The organism is Ensifer sp. M14, assembly GCF_003355565.1.
Classification (GTDB): Bacteria; Pseudomonadota; Alphaproteobacteria; order Rhizobiales; family Rhizobiaceae; genus Ensifer.
This window is the reverse complement of record NZ_QJNR01000004.1, coordinates 1,290,976-1,307,223: the sequence shown is the minus strand read 5'-3', so window position 1 is coordinate 1,307,223 and position 16,248 is coordinate 1,290,976. Positions and strand designations below refer to the sequence as shown.

The window sequence follows — 16,248 nt, the reverse complement described above, 5'->3', positions numbered from 1 at the left end:
ATCATTCCCCTCCGGTGTCGTCCGCATGGCTGAGCTTGGCCTGCGATCCGGACTTCTCGCCGTTCACCGAAATGCGCTCGGAGTGTCCGATGCGCGTCGTCAGCTTGTCGAGCGTCTTGCGCATGGCCTTGGCTTCTTCCTGCTGCGCCTCGATCCAGTCGCGCAGCATCTGCTGCTCACCGCGCATGTTCTTGACAAGCCCTTGGATGCCTTCGGCAAGGCTCGCCATCGCCGCCGTGGTGCGCTGGTTGGAGCCGCCTTCATGATTGAGGCGGACGAGCTGGTCCGTCAGGCGCTTCAGTTCTTCGACCGGCGCGCCGGAAGGCAGGTCGCCCGCAATGGCCAGTTCCGACCCGACATCGGTGACGGAGGACAGCCAGTTTTCAAGCTCGGTGTAGAAACGGTTCTGCGCCCTTCCTGCCTGCAGATCGAGAAAACCGAGGATCAGCGAACCGGCAAGACCGAAGAGCGACGTCGAAAACGCCGTTCCCATGCCGGTGAGCGGCGCCGAAAGGCCTGTTTTCAGGGCACCAAGCACGTCCTCGGTGCTGCCGGAACCGGCATCCAGCGACTGGATGACGGTGTTGATCGAGCCGATGGTGCCGAGCAAGCCCCAGAAGGTGCCAAGCAGACCGAGGAAGACGAGAAGGCCGGTCAGGTAGCGCGTGGTGTCGCGCGATTCATCGAGCCGCGTTGCAATCGAGTCCAGGATCGACCTGAGCGCCGTCGTCGAAATCGCCGTCTGGCGTCCACCGATCAGCGCGCGCATCGGCGCGAGCAAGACCGGGTCGCGGCCGACCTTGTCGGCGCTGCCGGCAGCGCGGAACGAATTGAACCAGCGCACTTCGGGGCGAAGGCCGAGCACATGATTGAACGCCAAGAGGATGCCGATCAACAGCACCCCGAGGATCAGACCGTTGAGGCCCGGATTGGCGAGAAAGGCATTGTGTGCCTGCCGAAAGAGGATCGCGCCGACGAAACCGACGATGATCAGGAAGATCACCATGGTCCAGAAAAAGTGCATGGGGCTCGAAAGCTTATGCGGATTGTAATCTGCTTCCACGCCTTCCCGACCGTCCCACCCGGACAGATGCAGTTTCGTCATGGGTATACCATTCTCCCGGTTGCATTTGGCGGAACGGTGCCGCGACGCGTCGGAGCCTACTGCATAATTCCTCAAATCGGAATCGATTTAAGGAGAAAGTTATGCAGCCGGTTTGGAGCGCGGCAGCGTCCATGGCGCGTGATGTTTGACGCGGGGCGCTATAGGCGAACTTTGCGCCGAATTGAAGGAAAAACAAAAGCCTCCGACGCGTGGCGCACCGGAGGCTTGGCAGCCATGAAACGAATGGCCGTTGATTATTTCGTCGGGATCGGACGGTGAACGACGTCGCGCAACGCCTTGGTGATGTACTCGTTGCCGCAGACGATCGAACCTTCGTCGACCGGCTTTGCGCCGCCGTCGATATCCGTCGACCAGCCACCGGCCTCGCGGATAAGAAGCACGCCGGCAGCGATGTCCCAGGCCGCCAGATCGCGCTCCCAGTAGCCGTCGAAACGGCCGGCAGCGACATAGGCGAGGTCGAGCGCAGCCGAGCCCATGCGACGGATGCCGGCGACTTCGCCCATCACGTGACGCAGCTCGATCAGGTACTTGCCGTGATTGCCGCGACCGAGATGCGGCGTGCCGGTGGCGATCACCGCATCCGACAGGGCCTTGCGGGCCGCCACGCGCAGACGACGGTCATTGAGGAACGCGCCGCCGCCGCGCTCGGCCGTATAGAGTTCGTCCGTCGCAGGGTTGAACACGACAGCACCGACGATCTCGCCCTGGCGCTCAAGCGCGATCGAGACAGCGAAATGCGGAATGCCGTGCAGAAAATTGGTGGTTCCGTCGAGCGGATCGACGATCCAGCGATGGGCGCCGTCGGTACCGATGATCTCTTCGCCTTCTTCGCCGAGGAAGCCATAGGTCGGACGTGCCTTCAGCAGTTCTTCGCGGATGAGCTTTTCGGCCTTGCGGTCCGCCTGCGACACGTAGTCGCTCGGTCCCTTGAGCGAGACCTGCAGGTTCTGTACTTCACCGAAATCGCGCGCGAGCGACTTGCCGGCCTTGAAGGCGGCCTGGACCATGACATTGAGAAGAGCTGAACGGGCCATCTGGCGATCCTTGTGAAGCGAAGGCCGATCGAGCCTTCTCGATCGGACATTGAACCTGTGTGACGAAACGCAAGGCGCCTGCCGCTCGGGCAAGACTTGTCATCGAGTTCCGTCGTCAAAAAACCGAGTGAAGATCACTCCGCCCGGGTCGCGACGGAAAGCCGTGGCGCCAGGGGCTAAAATCGGGGCTTCAAGACCACAAAAGCCCCGGAAGTTCAAGAGAAATAGCGCCTGCCCCCACCGAACGGTCGAGATTCAGGCGCCTACAGCGCCGCGCGTCTCATTAGACGCGCAAAGGTCGCTGTGGCACTTTGATTTTTGCTGCATGTTTTATCCTTAAATCGAATATGATTTAAGGAAACATCCAGCGGAATGCCGGTCAGGTCGAGCGAAACTTGTTGGCCGCGCTGAGTGCCGCCTTCTGCTGCTGCTCGTTGAGACCGAGGTAGAAGTCTTCCAGCGCATCATCCTTGAGGCCGGCGCGGCGCGACAGCACATACCACTTCGCCGCTTCGACCGGATTGGGCCGGGTGCCGATGGCATTGACATAGAGATGCGACAGCCGGTTCTGCGCCACGACATTGCCGCCTTCCGCCGCCCGCTTCATCCAGCCGAAACCGTCCTCCAGGTTGCGATCGCCGGCGATGCCTTCGATCATCCAGATGGCGATGTCCAGCTGCGCCGTATCGTAACCGGCATGGGCGGCGCGAAGCAGCCACCCTCTCGCCCTTGCCCGCTTGCCCTCGTCGATGCCATCGACGTTGAGGTAGATCTGCGACAGCGCATATTGCGCGTCGGCGATCCCCTGCTCGGCCGATTTTTCGTAGTAGGGCATCGCCGCCTTGAGACCCTTGGGTCCGGGGCTGTCGGCCACCAGCGTCTGCCCATAGTTGAACTGGGCCGATGCATTGCCGAGATCGGCCGCCTTCTTCATCAGTTCTTCGGATTTCTTCCGGTCGCGCTTGACGTAGCGCCCCTCCATCAGGATCAGCGCGTATTTGAACATCGCCGCCGGGTTGCCATTCTCCGCGGCCTGCCCGTACCAGAACGCCGCCTGCTTGGCATTGCGCACGACGCCGAGGCCCTGTTGCAGGATTTCGGCAACAAGCGTCTGGGCCGCCGGATCACCAAGCTGTGCCCGCGGAAGTGCCAGATCCATCGCCGTCAGATAGTAGCCGCGCTGGAAAGCGCCGTAGGCCTCGTCGACCTTGCCGGCAAAGGGTTTTTCCGCCGGCAGGGCCGGCAGCTCAGCGCCCATGCGATCGAAGACATTGACGCCTTGCGACGGCACGGTTCCGTCTCCGGCCTTCTTCTTTTCCACCGGATCACCCGGTTTGCCCCCAGGCTTGCCGGCGGCCGTGCCGCCTTCCGGCATGGCGGCTCCATTGAAGGGCGTGATGCGGCCGCGTTTGGCAGCGCCGCTGTTATCGCTATTGACGTCTTCACCTTGCACAGAGGCCGGCTTTTCCGGCACGGGAACGGACTGTTCCTGCGCAAGAACCGGTTGCTCTTGCGCAAGCGCCGGCATCGCCGCGGCAGCGGCGGCGGCAAGGAGGGCAACGCCCCAGCTGAGCTTTGACGACAGTCGGTTCAACATCGACACGTCTTAATCTTCAAACCGTGGCGCTTTTTCGTCAAGAAGCGCGTTGACGGCGGCAACCACCGAGGGCGCCTGCTCAGGCTCGCCGAAGACAGCCAGACGAAGTGCCACGAACTCGGCCCCCGTTTCCGCGGCTGCCAGCGCCGATTGCGGATCCGTGCCGCCCATGACGATGCAGGGGATCTCGATCATCGAAGCCCACCATTCGGCCAGCGCCAGGTTTTTCGGATGCGCATCCGGTTTGATGTCCCCATCGGTCTTGCCGAAGAATACATAGTCCGGGCGCACTTCGCCGACTTCCAGCGCGTGATGACGGTCGGCCGCATTGCCACCGCCGACGATGAGTTTCGGCGTGTGCTTCTCGATCGCCTCGCCGAGCGCTTCGGCATTGCCGGAAATGTGCAGGCCGTCGGCCTTGACGCGCCCGGCCACGCGGCTGTCGCCGTCGATCAGCGCTGCGGCTCCAGCCTCCTGGATGATCGGCACGAGAAGCTCGGCATGTTTCTGAAACTCGCCATCGTCGAGACCGTATTGCGGCACGATCACCGAAGCGACGTCGCCGCCCTTCAGGGCGTCGGCAAGCACCTTGGCGCGTTCCGCCGGATCGGCGATATCGGGTGCGATCAGCACCAGGCGGCAGCGTTCACTTGTCTTGCTCATGACATCCATTTCCGGCTGTGTCCGCCTGTCGACGGAAACCAGCGCTCGATTTCGTTTGGGAAAACCGATAGACGGAGACGTCAAAAGGATCAACCGCCACCGATGCTTCCCGACTTCGACTTCTATCTCGTCGCCATCCCGGCGGTTCTTCTCGTTGGCCTCAGCAAGGGCGGCATGGGCGAGGCCCTTTCGCTGATGGGCGTGCCGATCCTGTCCATGGCCGTCTCGCCGGTTCAGGCGGCAGCACTGCTCTTGCCGATCCTGATCGCGATGGACCTCGTCTCACTCTGGATGTGGCGCAAGCACGGAGACCGCAAGACGCTGATCATGCTGTTGCCCGGTGCCATTGCCGGCATTCTCATCGGTTGGGCGACATCGGCCTATGTCTCGCGCGATTATCTGCGGCTGATCATCGGCCTCATCACCGTGCTGTTCGTGCTGCGCTATGTCTACAATGTCTGGCGCATGCGCAATGGAATAACGATCAAACCCAAGCAGCAGCGGGCCGGCCCGGCGACGCTCTGGGGCTCGTTTGCCGGCTATGGCAGTTTCGTTGCCCATGCCGGCGGCCCGCCGTTCCAGATCTACGCCCTACCGCTGCAACTCGATCCGCGCGAATATACCGGCACGATCGTTCGCTTCTTCGCCATCCTCAATGCCGTCAAGCTGATCCCCTATTTTGCACTCGGCCAGCTCGACATGAGCAATCTGAAAATCTCGGCGACGTTGTTTCCGCTGGCGATCGTCGCCACCGTCTGCGGCGCCTTCATCGTTCGCCGGATGAAGCCGCAGGTCTTCTATCCCTTCATGTATAGCATGGCCTTTATCGCGGGGCTGAAACTGCTGTGGGACGGTTTGAACAGCTTGCTGGCCGGTGCCTGAACCGCATTAAAGCAATCCGTCATGTTGCAAAGCAAAAAGACAAATGCCGCATTGCACAATTTTCTTGCCGCCCTCAGGGAATTCGCTTAACGTCTGCTCATGACTATCGCGGACCCTTTCGATGCCATCGCGGATCCTAACCGGCGTTACCTGCTGGAGGAACTTCGCCGCGCGCCCAAGACGGTCAACGAACTGGCCGTGGGATTGCCGATCAGCCGGCCGGCGGTATCGCAGCACCTGAAGGCTTTGCTGGACTGCAATCTGGTCTCGGTCGAGGCCAATGGCACCCGCCGAATTTACGCCATCAACCGCCCCGGCTTCGACAGACTCAACCTTTGGTTGGATCAATTCTGGGCGTGATCCTCTGGTGGAAGCGTAACCGCCGCCTGACACAAAACGACCGGGTCTCAAACCCGGTCGAGCGATCCGTATCTTCCGTTGAGGGGATTGGTTGTGAACCTTGTCGCGTCGTCTCCTTGGAGAGGACACCTCCCGTTGTTACTGGGAATTACCGTGCATAATCAGTGAGTCGAGGAGCGAAGCCTTTCGATTTCGTCCTTGATGCGCAGCTTCCTTCGCTTGATGTCGCTGATCATTTCGTCCTCGGTAGAGGGCTGGTTCATTGCTGCATGAAGCTCCTGCTCCAATGCGCCATGTTTTTTCTCAAGCGTTGCAAGATGAGCCTCAATGGTCATTGGCAGTCCCTTCCTTTTGCTTGCATCCGGCAGGTAAATGCCGGATGTTCCATGGTTGTAACCTTACTACTGTGCCATGCCATTTTTCATTTGTCGAAGGCGAAATGATGACGACGGATAACTTCCCGTTACCGCCCAAGATGTGATAGAGCGGCGCATGAAATTCCGGTTCGAGGAGGACTTCGCAACCGGGCTGATGGGGATCGCTTTGCATGCCGGACCAGGACCAGGCCGAACTCAGATTGACCGCCGCGCGGCTGAGGCAGGAACATGAAGACTATGATGCTGCCATCAACGCCATGATCCAGACCGGCTGCGATGCGCTGAGAGTTCAGCGCATGAAGAAGAAGAAGCTGGTCATCAAGGACAAGATCACCAAGATCGAAGACCAGATCATTCCCGACATCATCGCCTGAAGCGGAACCTTAAAGACGTGCTCGACACAACGACACCACCCGTCGCCATCATCATGGGAAGCCAGTCCGACTGGGAGACGATGAAGAACGCCGCCGACACGCTCGACGCGCTCGACATTGCCTATGAAGCCCGCATCGTCTCGGCACACCGTACGCCTGACCGGCTCGTCAGCTTCGCCAAAGGCGCGCGCGACGAAGGCTTCAAGGTCATCATCGCCGGCGCCGGCGGCGCCGCCCATCTTCCTGGCATGTGCGCATCGATGACGCCGCTGCCGGTCTTCGGCGTGCCCGTGCAGTCGAAAGCGCTCTCCGGCCAGGACAGCCTTCTCTCCATCGTGCAGATGCCGGCCGGCATCCCTGTCGGAACGCTGGCGATCGGACGTGCAGGCGCCGTCAACGCCGCACTGCTGGCCGCAGCCGTGCTGGCGCTCAGTGACAACGACCTGGCCGACCGTCTCGACGACTGGCGCGAGCAGCAGACCGTTGCCGTCGCGGAATATCCGGTAGACGACGCATGACCACAATCGGCATCATTGGCGGCGGCCAGCTCGGCCGCATGCTGGCCATGTCTGCTGCACGGCTGAACTTCCGCACCATCATCCTCGAGCCGCAGCCCGACTGTCCGGCAGCGCAGGTGGCAAACAAGCAGATCGTCGCCGCCTATGACGATGACGAAGCGCTTGATGCCCTGGCGGCCGCCTGCGACATCATCACCTACGAATTCGAAAACGTGCCGGTCGCAGCGGCCGAAAGACTTGCGCGCGCCCGGCCGGTATTCCCGCCACCGAAAGCGCTGGAAGCAGCCCAGGATCGCCTGGTGGAAAAGCGCTTCCTCAATGACAGCGGCATCGTCACCGCCCGCTTCCACGCCGTCGACAGCCAGGCCGACCTTGAGGCAGCGCTTGCCGATTTCGGTGGTGCCGGTGTCCTGAAGACCTGCCGCCTCGGCTACGACGGCAAGGGTCAGCGCGTCTTTCGCTCCGAACAGGACAGCCCGCAGGGCGCTTTCGCCGCGCTCGGCTCCGTGCCGTTGATCCTCGAAAGCTTCGTGCCGTTCGAACGGGAAATCTCCATTATCGCTGCCCGCTCGGTCGATGGTGCGGTTGCCTGTTACGATCCGGCAGAAAACGTTCACCGCAACGGCATTCTTCACACCTCTACCGTGCCCGCCGCCATCAGCGCGGCGACCGCAGAAGCTGCGTCTGCTGCGGCCAAGGCGATCCTCGATGCGCTCGGTTATGTCGGCGTCATCGGCGTGGAGTTCTTCGTGCTTGCCGACGGTAGCCTCGTCGCCAATGAAATGGCGCCGCGCGTGCACAATTCCGGCCACTGGACGGAAGCAGCCTGCATCGTCTCGCAATTCGAGCAGCACATTCGCGCTGTGACCGGCCTGCCTCTCGGCAATCCTGTCCGCCACTCCGACTGCGTGATGCAGAACCTGATCGGTGACGACATCGACGACGTGCCGGGATGGCTTGCCAAGGACAACGTCTTCGTCCATCTCTACGGCAAGACAGAAGCGCGACCGGGCCGCAAGATGGGTCACATCACCCGCCTGACGTGAGCCTCAAAGCCACAGAAATGCGGGGCAAGGCGCCAAAATCCGGCCTCTTGCGGTTGACACAACTGGGGTGACACGGTATTTGCCATCCCACCTTACGGAGCGCGCTGCATGGCGCGCTTTTGATTGTTAGAAATACCGGGCGAATTTTGTTTCCCCGAAACCTGCGGATCAGGAAAATGAAGATCAAGAATTCGCTCAAGTCGCTGAAGACCCGCCATCGCGAAAACCGTCTGGTTCGTCGCAAGGGCCGGATGTATATCATCAACAAGCAGAACCCGCGCTTCAAGGCACGTCAGGGCTGAGGCCCAGGCTGGTTTCTGTTTGGCACCTCGCTTCGGCGATGTCCCAGAATTGATTTTGAAACTATTCCGTGGCGAGCTAACATGCTCGCCATGCGAGTTTTTGTACCCTTGATTCTGGCGTGTTCCGCCCTTCTCTCCGCCTCAGTTGGAGCCGGCACCCTGGCTTTCGCCGCAGAGACGGCGCCGGAAACCGAGGCCGCCAGCCTCACCACTCCCAAGCAACGCCTGAACGCCCTCTTCTCTGACCTCAAGAAGGAACGAGACGCCGACAAGGCGCGCGAACTCGCCAACCAGATCCGCATGGAATGGCAGGATTCCGGCAGCGCCACGGTCAACCTGCTGATGCAATGGGCCGACAAGTCGATCACCGACAACAAGCAGGCGGCAGCCCTCGATATTCTCGACCAGGTCATTACGCTCGCCCCGAGCTACGTCGAAGGCTGGAACCGCCGGGCCACGCTCCACTACATGATGGGCAACTATCGCAAGTCGATGTCTGATATCAATCACGTCCTGTCGCTGGAGCCCCGCCATTTCGGCGCGCTCGCAGGCATGGCCGCAATCCTCGGCTCGGCCGGCAAGGACGAATTGGCGTTGAGGGCCTGGGAGCAGCTCCTGGCGATCTATCCCGCAGACCGCAAGGCGCAGGAGCAACTGGGCGAGCTCACCGAAAAGCTCGCGGGCAGCAAGACGTAGACCGTCCGGATGCCGAAGCAGGCGCGGGCCCCGCGATGATACCTCCTACGGAAATGGCCACGATCCGCACCCTTGCCATGACTGCGCGTCGGTTCATGGAGCCGATCTGGCTGGAATGGCATAGCGCCCGCAACGGCGGCGCGCGGGTCACGTCATCGCAATGGAGATGCGGGCGCACAAGCCTGTTTTTGGCCCGCGTGCTGACCGTCGAAGGGTTCGATGCCTCGTGGCAAAGCGGCACGCCGCGCTTGTCGCCTAAAGGCCCGGAACTGGGTGATTTCGGCTTTCTCAGCGATACCGGCTGGCAAAGCCATGCCTGGGTCGAATGCGGCAACCTCATCGTCGACATTACCGCCGACCAATTCGGTACGCCTCCAGTGGTCGTCACCGGCCGGCACGATCGCCGCTATCGCAAAGGCGACCGCGACACGGCCCTGCCGGAGTTCGTTCTGGCGCGTCAGCGCGCCGTCGACGAAATCTGGCCACGATGGCTGGGCATGACAGCGTCACCCGCCATCTGGATACTCGATACTGTCGACTAAGAGGAGCCACCGAGACAATGGTTCTAGCCGCCCTGCTCATCGCTGCCCTCATGCTCGCAGGGATTGCCTTCAGCCTGCACAGTGCACGAGGCATCAGCGCACGGTTCCCGAACACGGGTGAACTCATCGACGTCGGCGGCTTCCGCATGAACAGCGTCCATCTGCCGGTAACGGCAACAGCCGACCTTGCGCCACTCATCTTCATCCACGGCGCCAGCGGCAACCTTCTAGACCAGCTGCATGCCTTTGCACCCGCCTTTGACGGTCGCGCCGAAATGCTGTTCGTCGATCGGCCGGGCCATGGCTACTCCGAGCGTGGCGGACGGGAGAATGACCGCCCCGACGGCCAGGCAGATGCGATTGCAAAACTGATGGAGAAACGAGGCATGGCCCGGGCGATCATCGTCGGCCATTCTTTCGGCGGGGCGATTGCAGCAAGCTTTGCCCTTCGCCATCCGGAAAAGACGATCGGCCTTATCTTGCTGGCGCCAGCCACCCATCCCTGGCCGGGCGGCGTTGACTGGTATTACCGGCTGACGGCCCTGCCCTATATTGGCTGGCTGTTCGCCCACACGCTCGCCGCGCCGATCGGTCTCAGGCGGATCGAAAGTGGCACGCGTTCGGTCTTCTACCCCAATCCGCGGCCCGCCGACTACATCGACAAGACGGCACCGCACCTGGTGCTGCGGCCGCTGGCCTTTCGCAACAACGCCGTCGACGTCGCCAATCTTCACGCCTATGTCAGCGAGATCGCACCGCGATATCAGGAGATAGCCGCGCCGACGATCATCGTCAGCGGCGACAGTGACGACATCGTTCTCGCCGACATTCATTCGCGCGGCCTGGCACGCGACATTGTCGGATCGGAATTGCTATGGATCGGCAACCTCGGCCACAAGCCCGACTACGTCGTTACCGATGTCGTCGTTGCCGCCGTGGAAAAACTCTCCGGACGACCGATCGACCTCGACAAAATAACAAGGCGGGCCGAAGCCCGCCTTATCATGCAACCCAAGGAGGAAAGCGGTCGTTAGATACCGCTCATGCCGTCCGAGCCGATATAGGCAATGCGCAGCATGTTGGTGGCGCCGGGCGTGCCGAGCGGCACACCGGCCGAGATGATGACGCGTTCACCCGGCTTGCCGAAACCCTCGTGAGCCACGATGCGGCAGGCGCGGTTGACCATGTCGTCGAGATCGGTCGCGTCCTCGGTGACAACGCAATGCAGACCCCAGACGACCGAAAGGCGACGGGCGGTCTGCACGATCGGCGAGAGCGCGATGATCGGAACCTGCGGGCGTTCGCGGGCGGCGCGAAGGCCTGTGGTGCCGGAGGAGGTGTAGCAGACGATTGCAGACAAACGCAGCGTCTCGGCGATCTGGTGGGCCGCCAGCGAAATCGCGTCGGCACCGGTCGCCTCAGGCGGCGTGCGCTGCGCGTAGATGATGCTGGAATAATGCGGGTCGCGCTCGACGTTACTGGCGATCGACGCCATGGTCGAGACGGCCTCCACCGGATACTCGCCGGATGCGGATTCTGCCGAAAGCATGATCGCGTCCGCGCCTTCGAAGACGGCGGTCGCCACGTCGGAGACTTCGGCGCGCGTCGGCACCGGTGCGGAGATCATCGATTCCAGCATCTGCGTGGCAACGACCACCGGCTTGCCGGCGCGGCGACATGCGCGCGTCAGCTGCTTCTGCAAACCAGGCACGGATTCGAGCGGCATTTCGACGCCCAGGTCGCCACGCGCCACCATCAGCGCGTCGGAGAGTTCGATGATCTCGTCGATGCGTTCGAGCGCCTGCGGCTTCTCGATCTTGGACATCAGGCCGACGCGGCCGCGGGCGATCTTGCGGACTTCGGCCAGATCCTCAGGACGCTGGACGAAGGACAACGCCACCCAATCGAACTCGCCAGTCGCCAGAAGCGCATCGAGGTCGGAACGGTCCTTGTCGGTCAGCACGCCAACGGCCAGCAGCGTGTCGGGCAGGCTGACGCCCTTGCGATCGGAAATCTTGGTGCCGGCTACCACCGTGGTGACGATGCTCGTGCCGTCGGTCTTTTCGGCGCGCAGGTGCAGCTTGCCGTCGTCGATCAGCAGGCGATGGCCGGGCTTGACCGCTTCGAGGATCTCCGGATGCGGCAGGAAAACGCGGGTGCTGTCGCCGGGTTCGTCCTTGTTGTCGAGGGTAAAGGTCTGGCCGACCTTGAGCTCGACCTTGCCCTCGGCAAACTTGCCGACACGCAGCTTCGGACCCTGGAGGTCGCCGAGGATGCCGATCGGGCGGCCACAGCGCGCTTCGACGGCGCGGATGCGCTGCACTAGCGTGCGCATCACCTCATGGCTTGCATGGCTCATGTTGATACGGAACAGATCAGCCCCTGCCTCGTGCAGCTTCTGGATCATCTGCTCGTCGGCGGATGCCGGGCCGAGCGTGGCGAGGATTTTGACTTTTCTGTTCCGCTTCATCAATTCTGGCTTTCCTGCGTGCCGGGCGTATCGGAGAGCTGAACCATCCAGCTCCCTTGCCGCCCCGTGTCATATTCCTTGAATCCCATCCGCTGGAAGCCGCGGGCAAAGCAGTCCTGCACGCCCGAGATCTTGAATTCGTTTTCAGCGACGCACATGTTGACGTCGCCGGTCCAGCGACCACCACGGGCCGCGTCTTCCGCGTAGAGATAATAGTATCGCGATTGAAGTTCGCCCTCGATCAGGGTCGCGCACGTGGTCGCGGGAACCTGCCACCACCCCTCGGTTACCCAGCCGTCCTTGGCGCGATAACCGATTGCCACGCCGACCAGATTTTGCGTGCCGTTGCAGACGCGAAAATCGGCGCGGGCCTCCCCGGCAAAGAGAAATGAGCCTGAAATCGCCAGGGAAAACAGGAGCATTGCCCCCAATGTCGACAGCCCCGACTTCGCTTTGGAAAATGGATATCTGGACACGGTTTCCAATGGAACTCCGTTTTGATTTGCGTGGCCTTTCTTGCGACGACCAGCCCGGAAAGTCAACGTAACTCTAATCGATTACATCCGGCTAATTGGGTGTCAATTGCGCAAAACAGTTGCGTTTTTCTTGTGAATGTCGCCGACGCATGCAATCAAAAGCACAACCCCCGAAAGCAGACTGGAACGGCATGCAGTCCTATTCGCCCTATGAGATTATCGAAGCCAAGCCCACAACCGGCCTGATGCTTCTCGCCGATCACGCCATGAATCGCCTGCCGGAAGAATATGGCAGCCTCGGCCTGCCGGAAACGGCATTTCGGCGGCATATCGCCTACGATATCGGCGTCGAGCATCTGGTCCGCCGGCTTTCGGCCATGCTCGACGCTCCGGCGGTTCTCGGGTGCTTTTCGCGGCTTTTGATCGACCCCAACCGCGGCGAGGACGACCCGACGCTGATCATGAAGATTTCCGACGGCGCGATCGTCCCGGGAAACCATCCGATTACCGACGAGGAATGGAACAGCCGGCTCAATCGTTTTCACCGCCCCTATCATCGCGCGGTGGCCGAGACGCTGGAGCGAAGTGCGGCAGCGTCGGGTGGTGCGCCGCTGGTCATTTCCATCCATTCCTTCACGCCCGCCTGGAAAGGCGTTGCCCGCCCCTGGCATGCGGCCGTGCTCTGGGACAACGACCCGCGTGCCGTGCTACCGCTGATCGAGAAGCTCGAGGCCCCGGGCGACATCGTCGTCGGCAACAACGAGCCCTATGACGGCGCACTGCGCGGGGATACGATGTTCCGCCACTGCATGGCACCGGGCATTCCGCACGCGTTGATCGAGGTGCGGCAGGACCTGATCTCCGACGCGGCCGGCATTGCCGCATGGGCCGATCGGCTTGCTCCTGTCCTTACCGACCTCAACGCCCGCCCCGACCTGCATCGCTACGAGCGGCACCCTTCGCGCACCGGCGCCTATGACATTTGAGACGAAGAAAGACTGGATCATGACCGAACTCACCCCGGACCAGCAGATCGCCTTCGAGGCCGCCGCCTTCCGGCGTCTCGTCGCGCATCTTCGCGAGCGCAGCGACGTGCAGAACATCGACCTGATGAATCTGGCAGGCTTCTGCCGCAACTGTCTGTCCAATTGGTATCGGGACGCTGCCAACGAGGCTGGCGTACCGCTCGACAAGGAGCAGTCCCGCGAGATCGTCTACGGCATGCCCTATGAGGAGTGGCGGACGCTCAACCAGAGGGAAGCATCCAGCGAGCAGAAAGCCGCCTTCGAGATCAGCCGCCCCAAAGAATAGGCCACACAGGCGAGCATCCGCCACGGAAATGCCCGCGTTGTTGCGCAATGGCCCTTGACCTTGGCCGCCGTTCGCGGCACGTCACGGCACCCAAGAATTTCATTCCCCGCAAAAGGAGAAGACCATGTCAGATGCACACGGCGTCGCACGCGACCAGCTCCGCGCTTTCATCGAACGGATCGAGCGCCTGGAAGAAGAGAAGAAGACCATCGCAGACGACATCAAGGACGTCTACGGCGAAGCCAAGTCCACCGGCTTCGATGCCAAGATCCTGCGCAAGGTCATTTCCATCCGCAAGCAGGACGCCGACGAGCGCATGGAGCAGGAAGCGATCCTCGACACCTACCTGCAGGCGCTCGGCATGATCCCGGCGGCGACCGAAGAAGAATAATTTCTTCTGCCACTGACAGTAAAAAGCCCGCCGGGATCACCAGGCGGGCTTTTTTTGTTGGGTCTCGTTTGCGCGAAGCTCAGTTGGTGCTGAACTTCTTCACTTCCATGAAGTTCACAGCATTACCGCTGAAGCGGGCCGTATCGACCGTTGCTCCGGCCGTGCTGTTAAAGCCGGCGGCATAAACAGTCGTCGGGGCCGTACGCAGTGTCTTGCTAACGAAGCGCGGAGCCTTGACCGGCTTGGAAAACGTCGCGACGCGGCCAGCCGAAAGCGCCCATTCGGAGATGATCTTCTGCGTCAGCTTCGGCTCGGTGCGAACCGACGAACGGGTCGCCGCCTCAGCATCGCGCTTCTTCGGACGGCCACTCTTTGCCGGGGCTTCCGCCTGGGTATCGAAGGCGCCGTCAAAGGCATTGGCACGACCATTCGTCGAGGCCTGCGGCGCATAGGCGGCCATTTCCACCGGCTGCCGCACGGGCTCGCGCTCGGCCGGCGTCGGTGCTGCAAGTGCGACACGTGTCGATGCCTGGGCCACGGTATCACGCGGCGGCTCCGCGGAAGCCAGAACCGGACGCTCCGCAAAGGCAGGGACCGCAACCTTGGCGTCCGCGACAGCGGCAAGTGCCACATCGCCAGCCGGGCGCATGGCCGGCACAGGCACGAAGCCCAGCGCCTGCATGTCGGTTGCCAGCGGATCGACCGAGGCGACAAGCGTTTCGTCGGCAGCAGCGTTCACACCACCACGATCGAGCATCTGCGGAACCGGCACCTTGAGCGAGGCCAGATCGGCAAATTCGCTCGGCATTTCCGGCGTCTGCGGCAGGGCAGCAGCCAGCGCTTCCTGCGCGGCGTTCTTCTGCGGCGCCACCAGTGCCACCGCTACGCCGCCATTTTCAGGCGTGTCCCTAAAGGCGGGACGAACGGCCGGAACTGGCGCATTGATGTTCTGATCGGCAGCAACGGCCGGCTGCTGCTCGGCGGCAACAGAACCAGCGACGCCGGGCAATGCCTCCTGAGCGGCGGGGGCTGAAGCCGTCTGCACCTTGGCGGGTGCTGCACCACCTTCATCATCGGAGCCAGGGCCGGCCGCGATTGCCGAGGGTTCTTCATCCTCGTCGCCGCCGGCGCCAAAGAGCATGGCGAACAGGTTGCCACGGCGCTTGCCACTTTCGGCATCGCCCGTCTTGGCGCCACCGCCGGCAACTTCCATTGCCGAAGCGCCGACGCGACGCTTGTAGTCGGCCACGGCCTGGTTATAGCCCGGAAGCGGCTTGCCGTCGGATGGAACGTGCATGGTCTTGCCGTCGGGGAAGAGACGGGCGAGTTCGTTGCGGCTCATGCGCGGCCATGCGCGAACGCCGCCGACATCCATGTGCACGAATGGCGAGCCCGATGTCGGGTAGTAGCCGACGCCGCCAACTTCGAATTTCATGCCGATTTCCCGCACCGTCTTCAGCTTGACGTCCGGAATGTAGAAGTCCATCGCCTTGCCGAGCATGTGCTGGCTCTTCTTGGCAACGCCCTTTGAGCGCGAGCGCAGCATGCCGTTGGTAGCAGGCGAGCGGTAGGCCGAAACAACGTGGATGTAATCGCGCGAGCCGCTCTTGGTATAAACTTCCCAGACGAGGTCGAGCAGGCGCGGATCCATCTTGGTCGGCTCGTTGCGACGCCAGTCGCGCAGGAAGCGGTTGATCTGCTGCAGGCCCTTCGGGTCGTAGCGACCGTTGCGCTTGTAGGTGATCTGCGCCTTTTCCTGCGTATGAATGAAATAGAGCTTGAGCGTGCGCGTCTGGCCGGCAGCCTCGACGGGAGGCGCCATGCCAGGTGTAACCAGCGATACCGCGAGGGCGATGGATGTCAGAACCTGCGGCACCTTACGGGTCATCGCCGAGCAGAGTCTGCTAGCTAAGGAGCCGAGAGGCTTCTTAAAACCGAACAAATTTGGCATTCAATCCCCGTCCGACGGACAACCGTGCTTCGCTGTCTCAGATGACTGTCAAATAAGGTGACAGCATGGCATATATGCCACAGTCGTCACCGCCCCTTATAATATAGTGAATACTTCACTAACAAGGTCTAA

The 16,248-nt window shown here is 61.9% G+C and carries 19 protein-coding genes and 1 pseudogene; 12 read left to right on the top strand and 8 right to left on the bottom strand.

Features of this window, described 5'->3' with window-relative positions; translation table 11 throughout:
- Position 1: 1 nt before the first annotated feature.
- The 4 genes from BLJAPNOD_RS06220 to BLJAPNOD_RS06205 form a co-directional block, all read right to left on the bottom strand.
- Positions 2–1,105, bottom strand: coding sequence for a MotA/TolQ/ExbB proton channel family protein (locus BLJAPNOD_RS06220; protein WP_115419251.1), 1,104 nt, complete (start codon positions 1,103–1,105; stop codon positions 2–4).
- 254 nt (positions 1,106–1,359) lie between these two features.
- A complete protein-coding gene (locus tag BLJAPNOD_RS06215) occupies positions 1,360–2,160 on the bottom strand; it encodes an inositol monophosphatase family protein (RefSeq protein WP_077500656.1) in 801 nt (266 codons plus the stop codon).
- Positions 2,161–2,539: 379 nt separating this feature from the next.
- Positions 2,540–3,757, bottom strand: a complete 1,218-nt coding sequence (locus BLJAPNOD_RS06210; RefSeq protein ID WP_115419250.1) for a tetratricopeptide repeat protein — start codon at positions 3,755–3,757, stop codon at positions 2,540–2,542.
- Between the two features lie 9 nt (positions 3,758–3,766).
- Entirely contained in the window at positions 3,767–4,420 is a 654-nt protein-coding gene (locus tag BLJAPNOD_RS06205; protein WP_077500652.1) for a thiamine phosphate synthase, read from the bottom strand.
- Positions 4,421–4,522: 102 nt separating this feature from the next.
- Between BLJAPNOD_RS06205 and BLJAPNOD_RS06200 the strand changes: the two genes are divergently transcribed.
- Complete coding sequence (locus tag BLJAPNOD_RS06200; protein WP_077500650.1) at positions 4,523–5,302, top strand: sulfite exporter TauE/SafE family protein; 780 nt, start codon at positions 4,523–4,525, stop codon at positions 5,300–5,302.
- 99 nt (positions 5,303–5,401) lie between these two features.
- Positions 5,402–5,662, top strand: a complete 261-nt coding sequence (locus BLJAPNOD_RS06195; protein ID WP_077500648.1) for a metalloregulator ArsR/SmtB family transcription factor — start codon at positions 5,402–5,404, stop codon at positions 5,660–5,662.
- Positions 5,663–5,823: 161 nt separating this feature from the next.
- Here BLJAPNOD_RS06195 and BLJAPNOD_RS06190 read toward each other — a convergent pair whose 3' ends face one another.
- Entirely contained in the window at positions 5,824–5,997 is a 174-nt protein-coding gene (locus BLJAPNOD_RS06190) for a DUF465 domain-containing protein (RefSeq protein ID WP_065780944.1), read from the bottom strand.
- 212 nt (positions 5,998–6,209) lie between these two features.
- Between BLJAPNOD_RS06190 and BLJAPNOD_RS06185 the strand changes: the two genes are divergently transcribed.
- The 7 genes from BLJAPNOD_RS06185 (at position 6,210) to BLJAPNOD_RS06155 (ending at position 10,551) form a co-directional block, all read left to right on the top strand.
- The gene (locus tag BLJAPNOD_RS06185; protein WP_077500646.1) at positions 6,210–6,413 is read left to right on the top strand and encodes a YdcH family protein; all 204 of its coding nucleotides are present in this window, start codon (positions 6,210–6,212) and stop codon (positions 6,411–6,413) included.
- Positions 6,414–6,466: 53 nt separating this feature from the next.
- Entirely contained in the window at positions 6,467–6,931 is a 465-nt protein-coding gene (gene purE / locus BLJAPNOD_RS06180) for a 5-(carboxyamino)imidazole ribonucleotide mutase (RefSeq protein WP_038576471.1), read from the top strand.
- Complete coding sequence (locus BLJAPNOD_RS06175) at positions 6,928–7,977, top strand: 5-(carboxyamino)imidazole ribonucleotide synthase (RefSeq protein ID WP_077500644.1); 1,050 nt, start codon at positions 6,928–6,930, stop codon at positions 7,975–7,977. The genes purE and BLJAPNOD_RS06175 overlap by 4 nt, the downstream gene beginning before the upstream one ends.
- A gap of 176 nt (positions 7,978–8,153) precedes the next feature.
- Complete coding sequence (gene ykgO, locus BLJAPNOD_RS06170) at positions 8,154–8,279, top strand: type B 50S ribosomal protein L36 (protein WP_053249625.1); 126 nt, start codon at positions 8,154–8,156, stop codon at positions 8,277–8,279.
- Positions 8,280–8,360: 81 nt separating this feature from the next.
- Complete coding sequence (locus BLJAPNOD_RS06165) at positions 8,361–8,975, top strand: hypothetical protein (RefSeq protein WP_077500642.1); 615 nt, start codon at positions 8,361–8,363, stop codon at positions 8,973–8,975.
- Between the two features lie 53 nt (positions 8,976–9,028).
- Entirely contained in the window at positions 9,029–9,517 is a 489-nt protein-coding gene (locus BLJAPNOD_RS06160) for a hypothetical protein (protein ID WP_115419249.1), read from the top strand.
- A 17-nt stretch (positions 9,518–9,534) separates the two neighbouring features.
- Positions 9,535–10,551, top strand: coding sequence for an alpha/beta hydrolase (locus tag BLJAPNOD_RS06155; RefSeq protein WP_077500638.1), 1,017 nt, complete (start codon positions 9,535–9,537; stop codon positions 10,549–10,551).
- On the opposite strand, the gene pyk is transcribed toward BLJAPNOD_RS06155, so the two are convergent.
- Together pyk and BLJAPNOD_RS06145 are read right to left on the bottom strand one after the other, a co-directional pair.
- Positions 10,548–11,987, bottom strand: a complete 1,440-nt coding sequence (gene pyk / locus BLJAPNOD_RS06150; RefSeq protein WP_077500636.1) for a pyruvate kinase — start codon at positions 11,985–11,987, stop codon at positions 10,548–10,550. The genes BLJAPNOD_RS06155 and pyk overlap by 4 nt on opposite strands.
- Positions 11,987–12,358: pseudogene (locus tag BLJAPNOD_RS06145) on the bottom strand (DUF1036 domain-containing protein); the annotation flags it as partial. The gene pyk and the pseudogene BLJAPNOD_RS06145, both read right to left, overlap by 1 nt.
- Before the next feature lie 296 nt (positions 12,359–12,654).
- On the opposite strand from BLJAPNOD_RS06145, the gene BLJAPNOD_RS06140 reads away from it, so the two are divergent.
- The 3 genes from BLJAPNOD_RS06140 to BLJAPNOD_RS06130 all read left to right on the top strand — a co-directional run bounded on the left by BLJAPNOD_RS06140 (position 12,655) and on the right by BLJAPNOD_RS06130 (position 14,165).
- Positions 12,655–13,449 carry an N-formylglutamate amidohydrolase gene (locus tag BLJAPNOD_RS06140; protein WP_115419248.1) on the top strand — a complete coding sequence of 265 codons (795 nt, stop codon included), beginning with the start codon at positions 12,655–12,657 and terminating at the stop codon, positions 13,447–13,449.
- A 19-nt stretch (positions 13,450–13,468) separates the two neighbouring features.
- Positions 13,469–13,774, top strand: a complete 306-nt coding sequence (locus BLJAPNOD_RS06135) for a DUF1244 domain-containing protein (RefSeq protein ID WP_115419247.1) — start codon at positions 13,469–13,471, stop codon at positions 13,772–13,774.
- Between the two features lie 124 nt (positions 13,775–13,898).
- Positions 13,899–14,165, top strand: a complete 267-nt coding sequence (locus tag BLJAPNOD_RS06130; protein WP_077500629.1) for a DUF2312 domain-containing protein — start codon at positions 13,899–13,901, stop codon at positions 14,163–14,165.
- Between the two features lie 79 nt (positions 14,166–14,244).
- On the opposite strand, the gene BLJAPNOD_RS06125 is transcribed toward BLJAPNOD_RS06130, so the two are convergent.
- Positions 14,245–16,116, bottom strand: a complete 1,872-nt coding sequence (locus BLJAPNOD_RS06125; protein ID WP_115419246.1) for a DUF882 domain-containing protein — start codon at positions 16,114–16,116, stop codon at positions 14,245–14,247.
- Positions 16,117–16,248 lie beyond the last annotated feature (132 nt).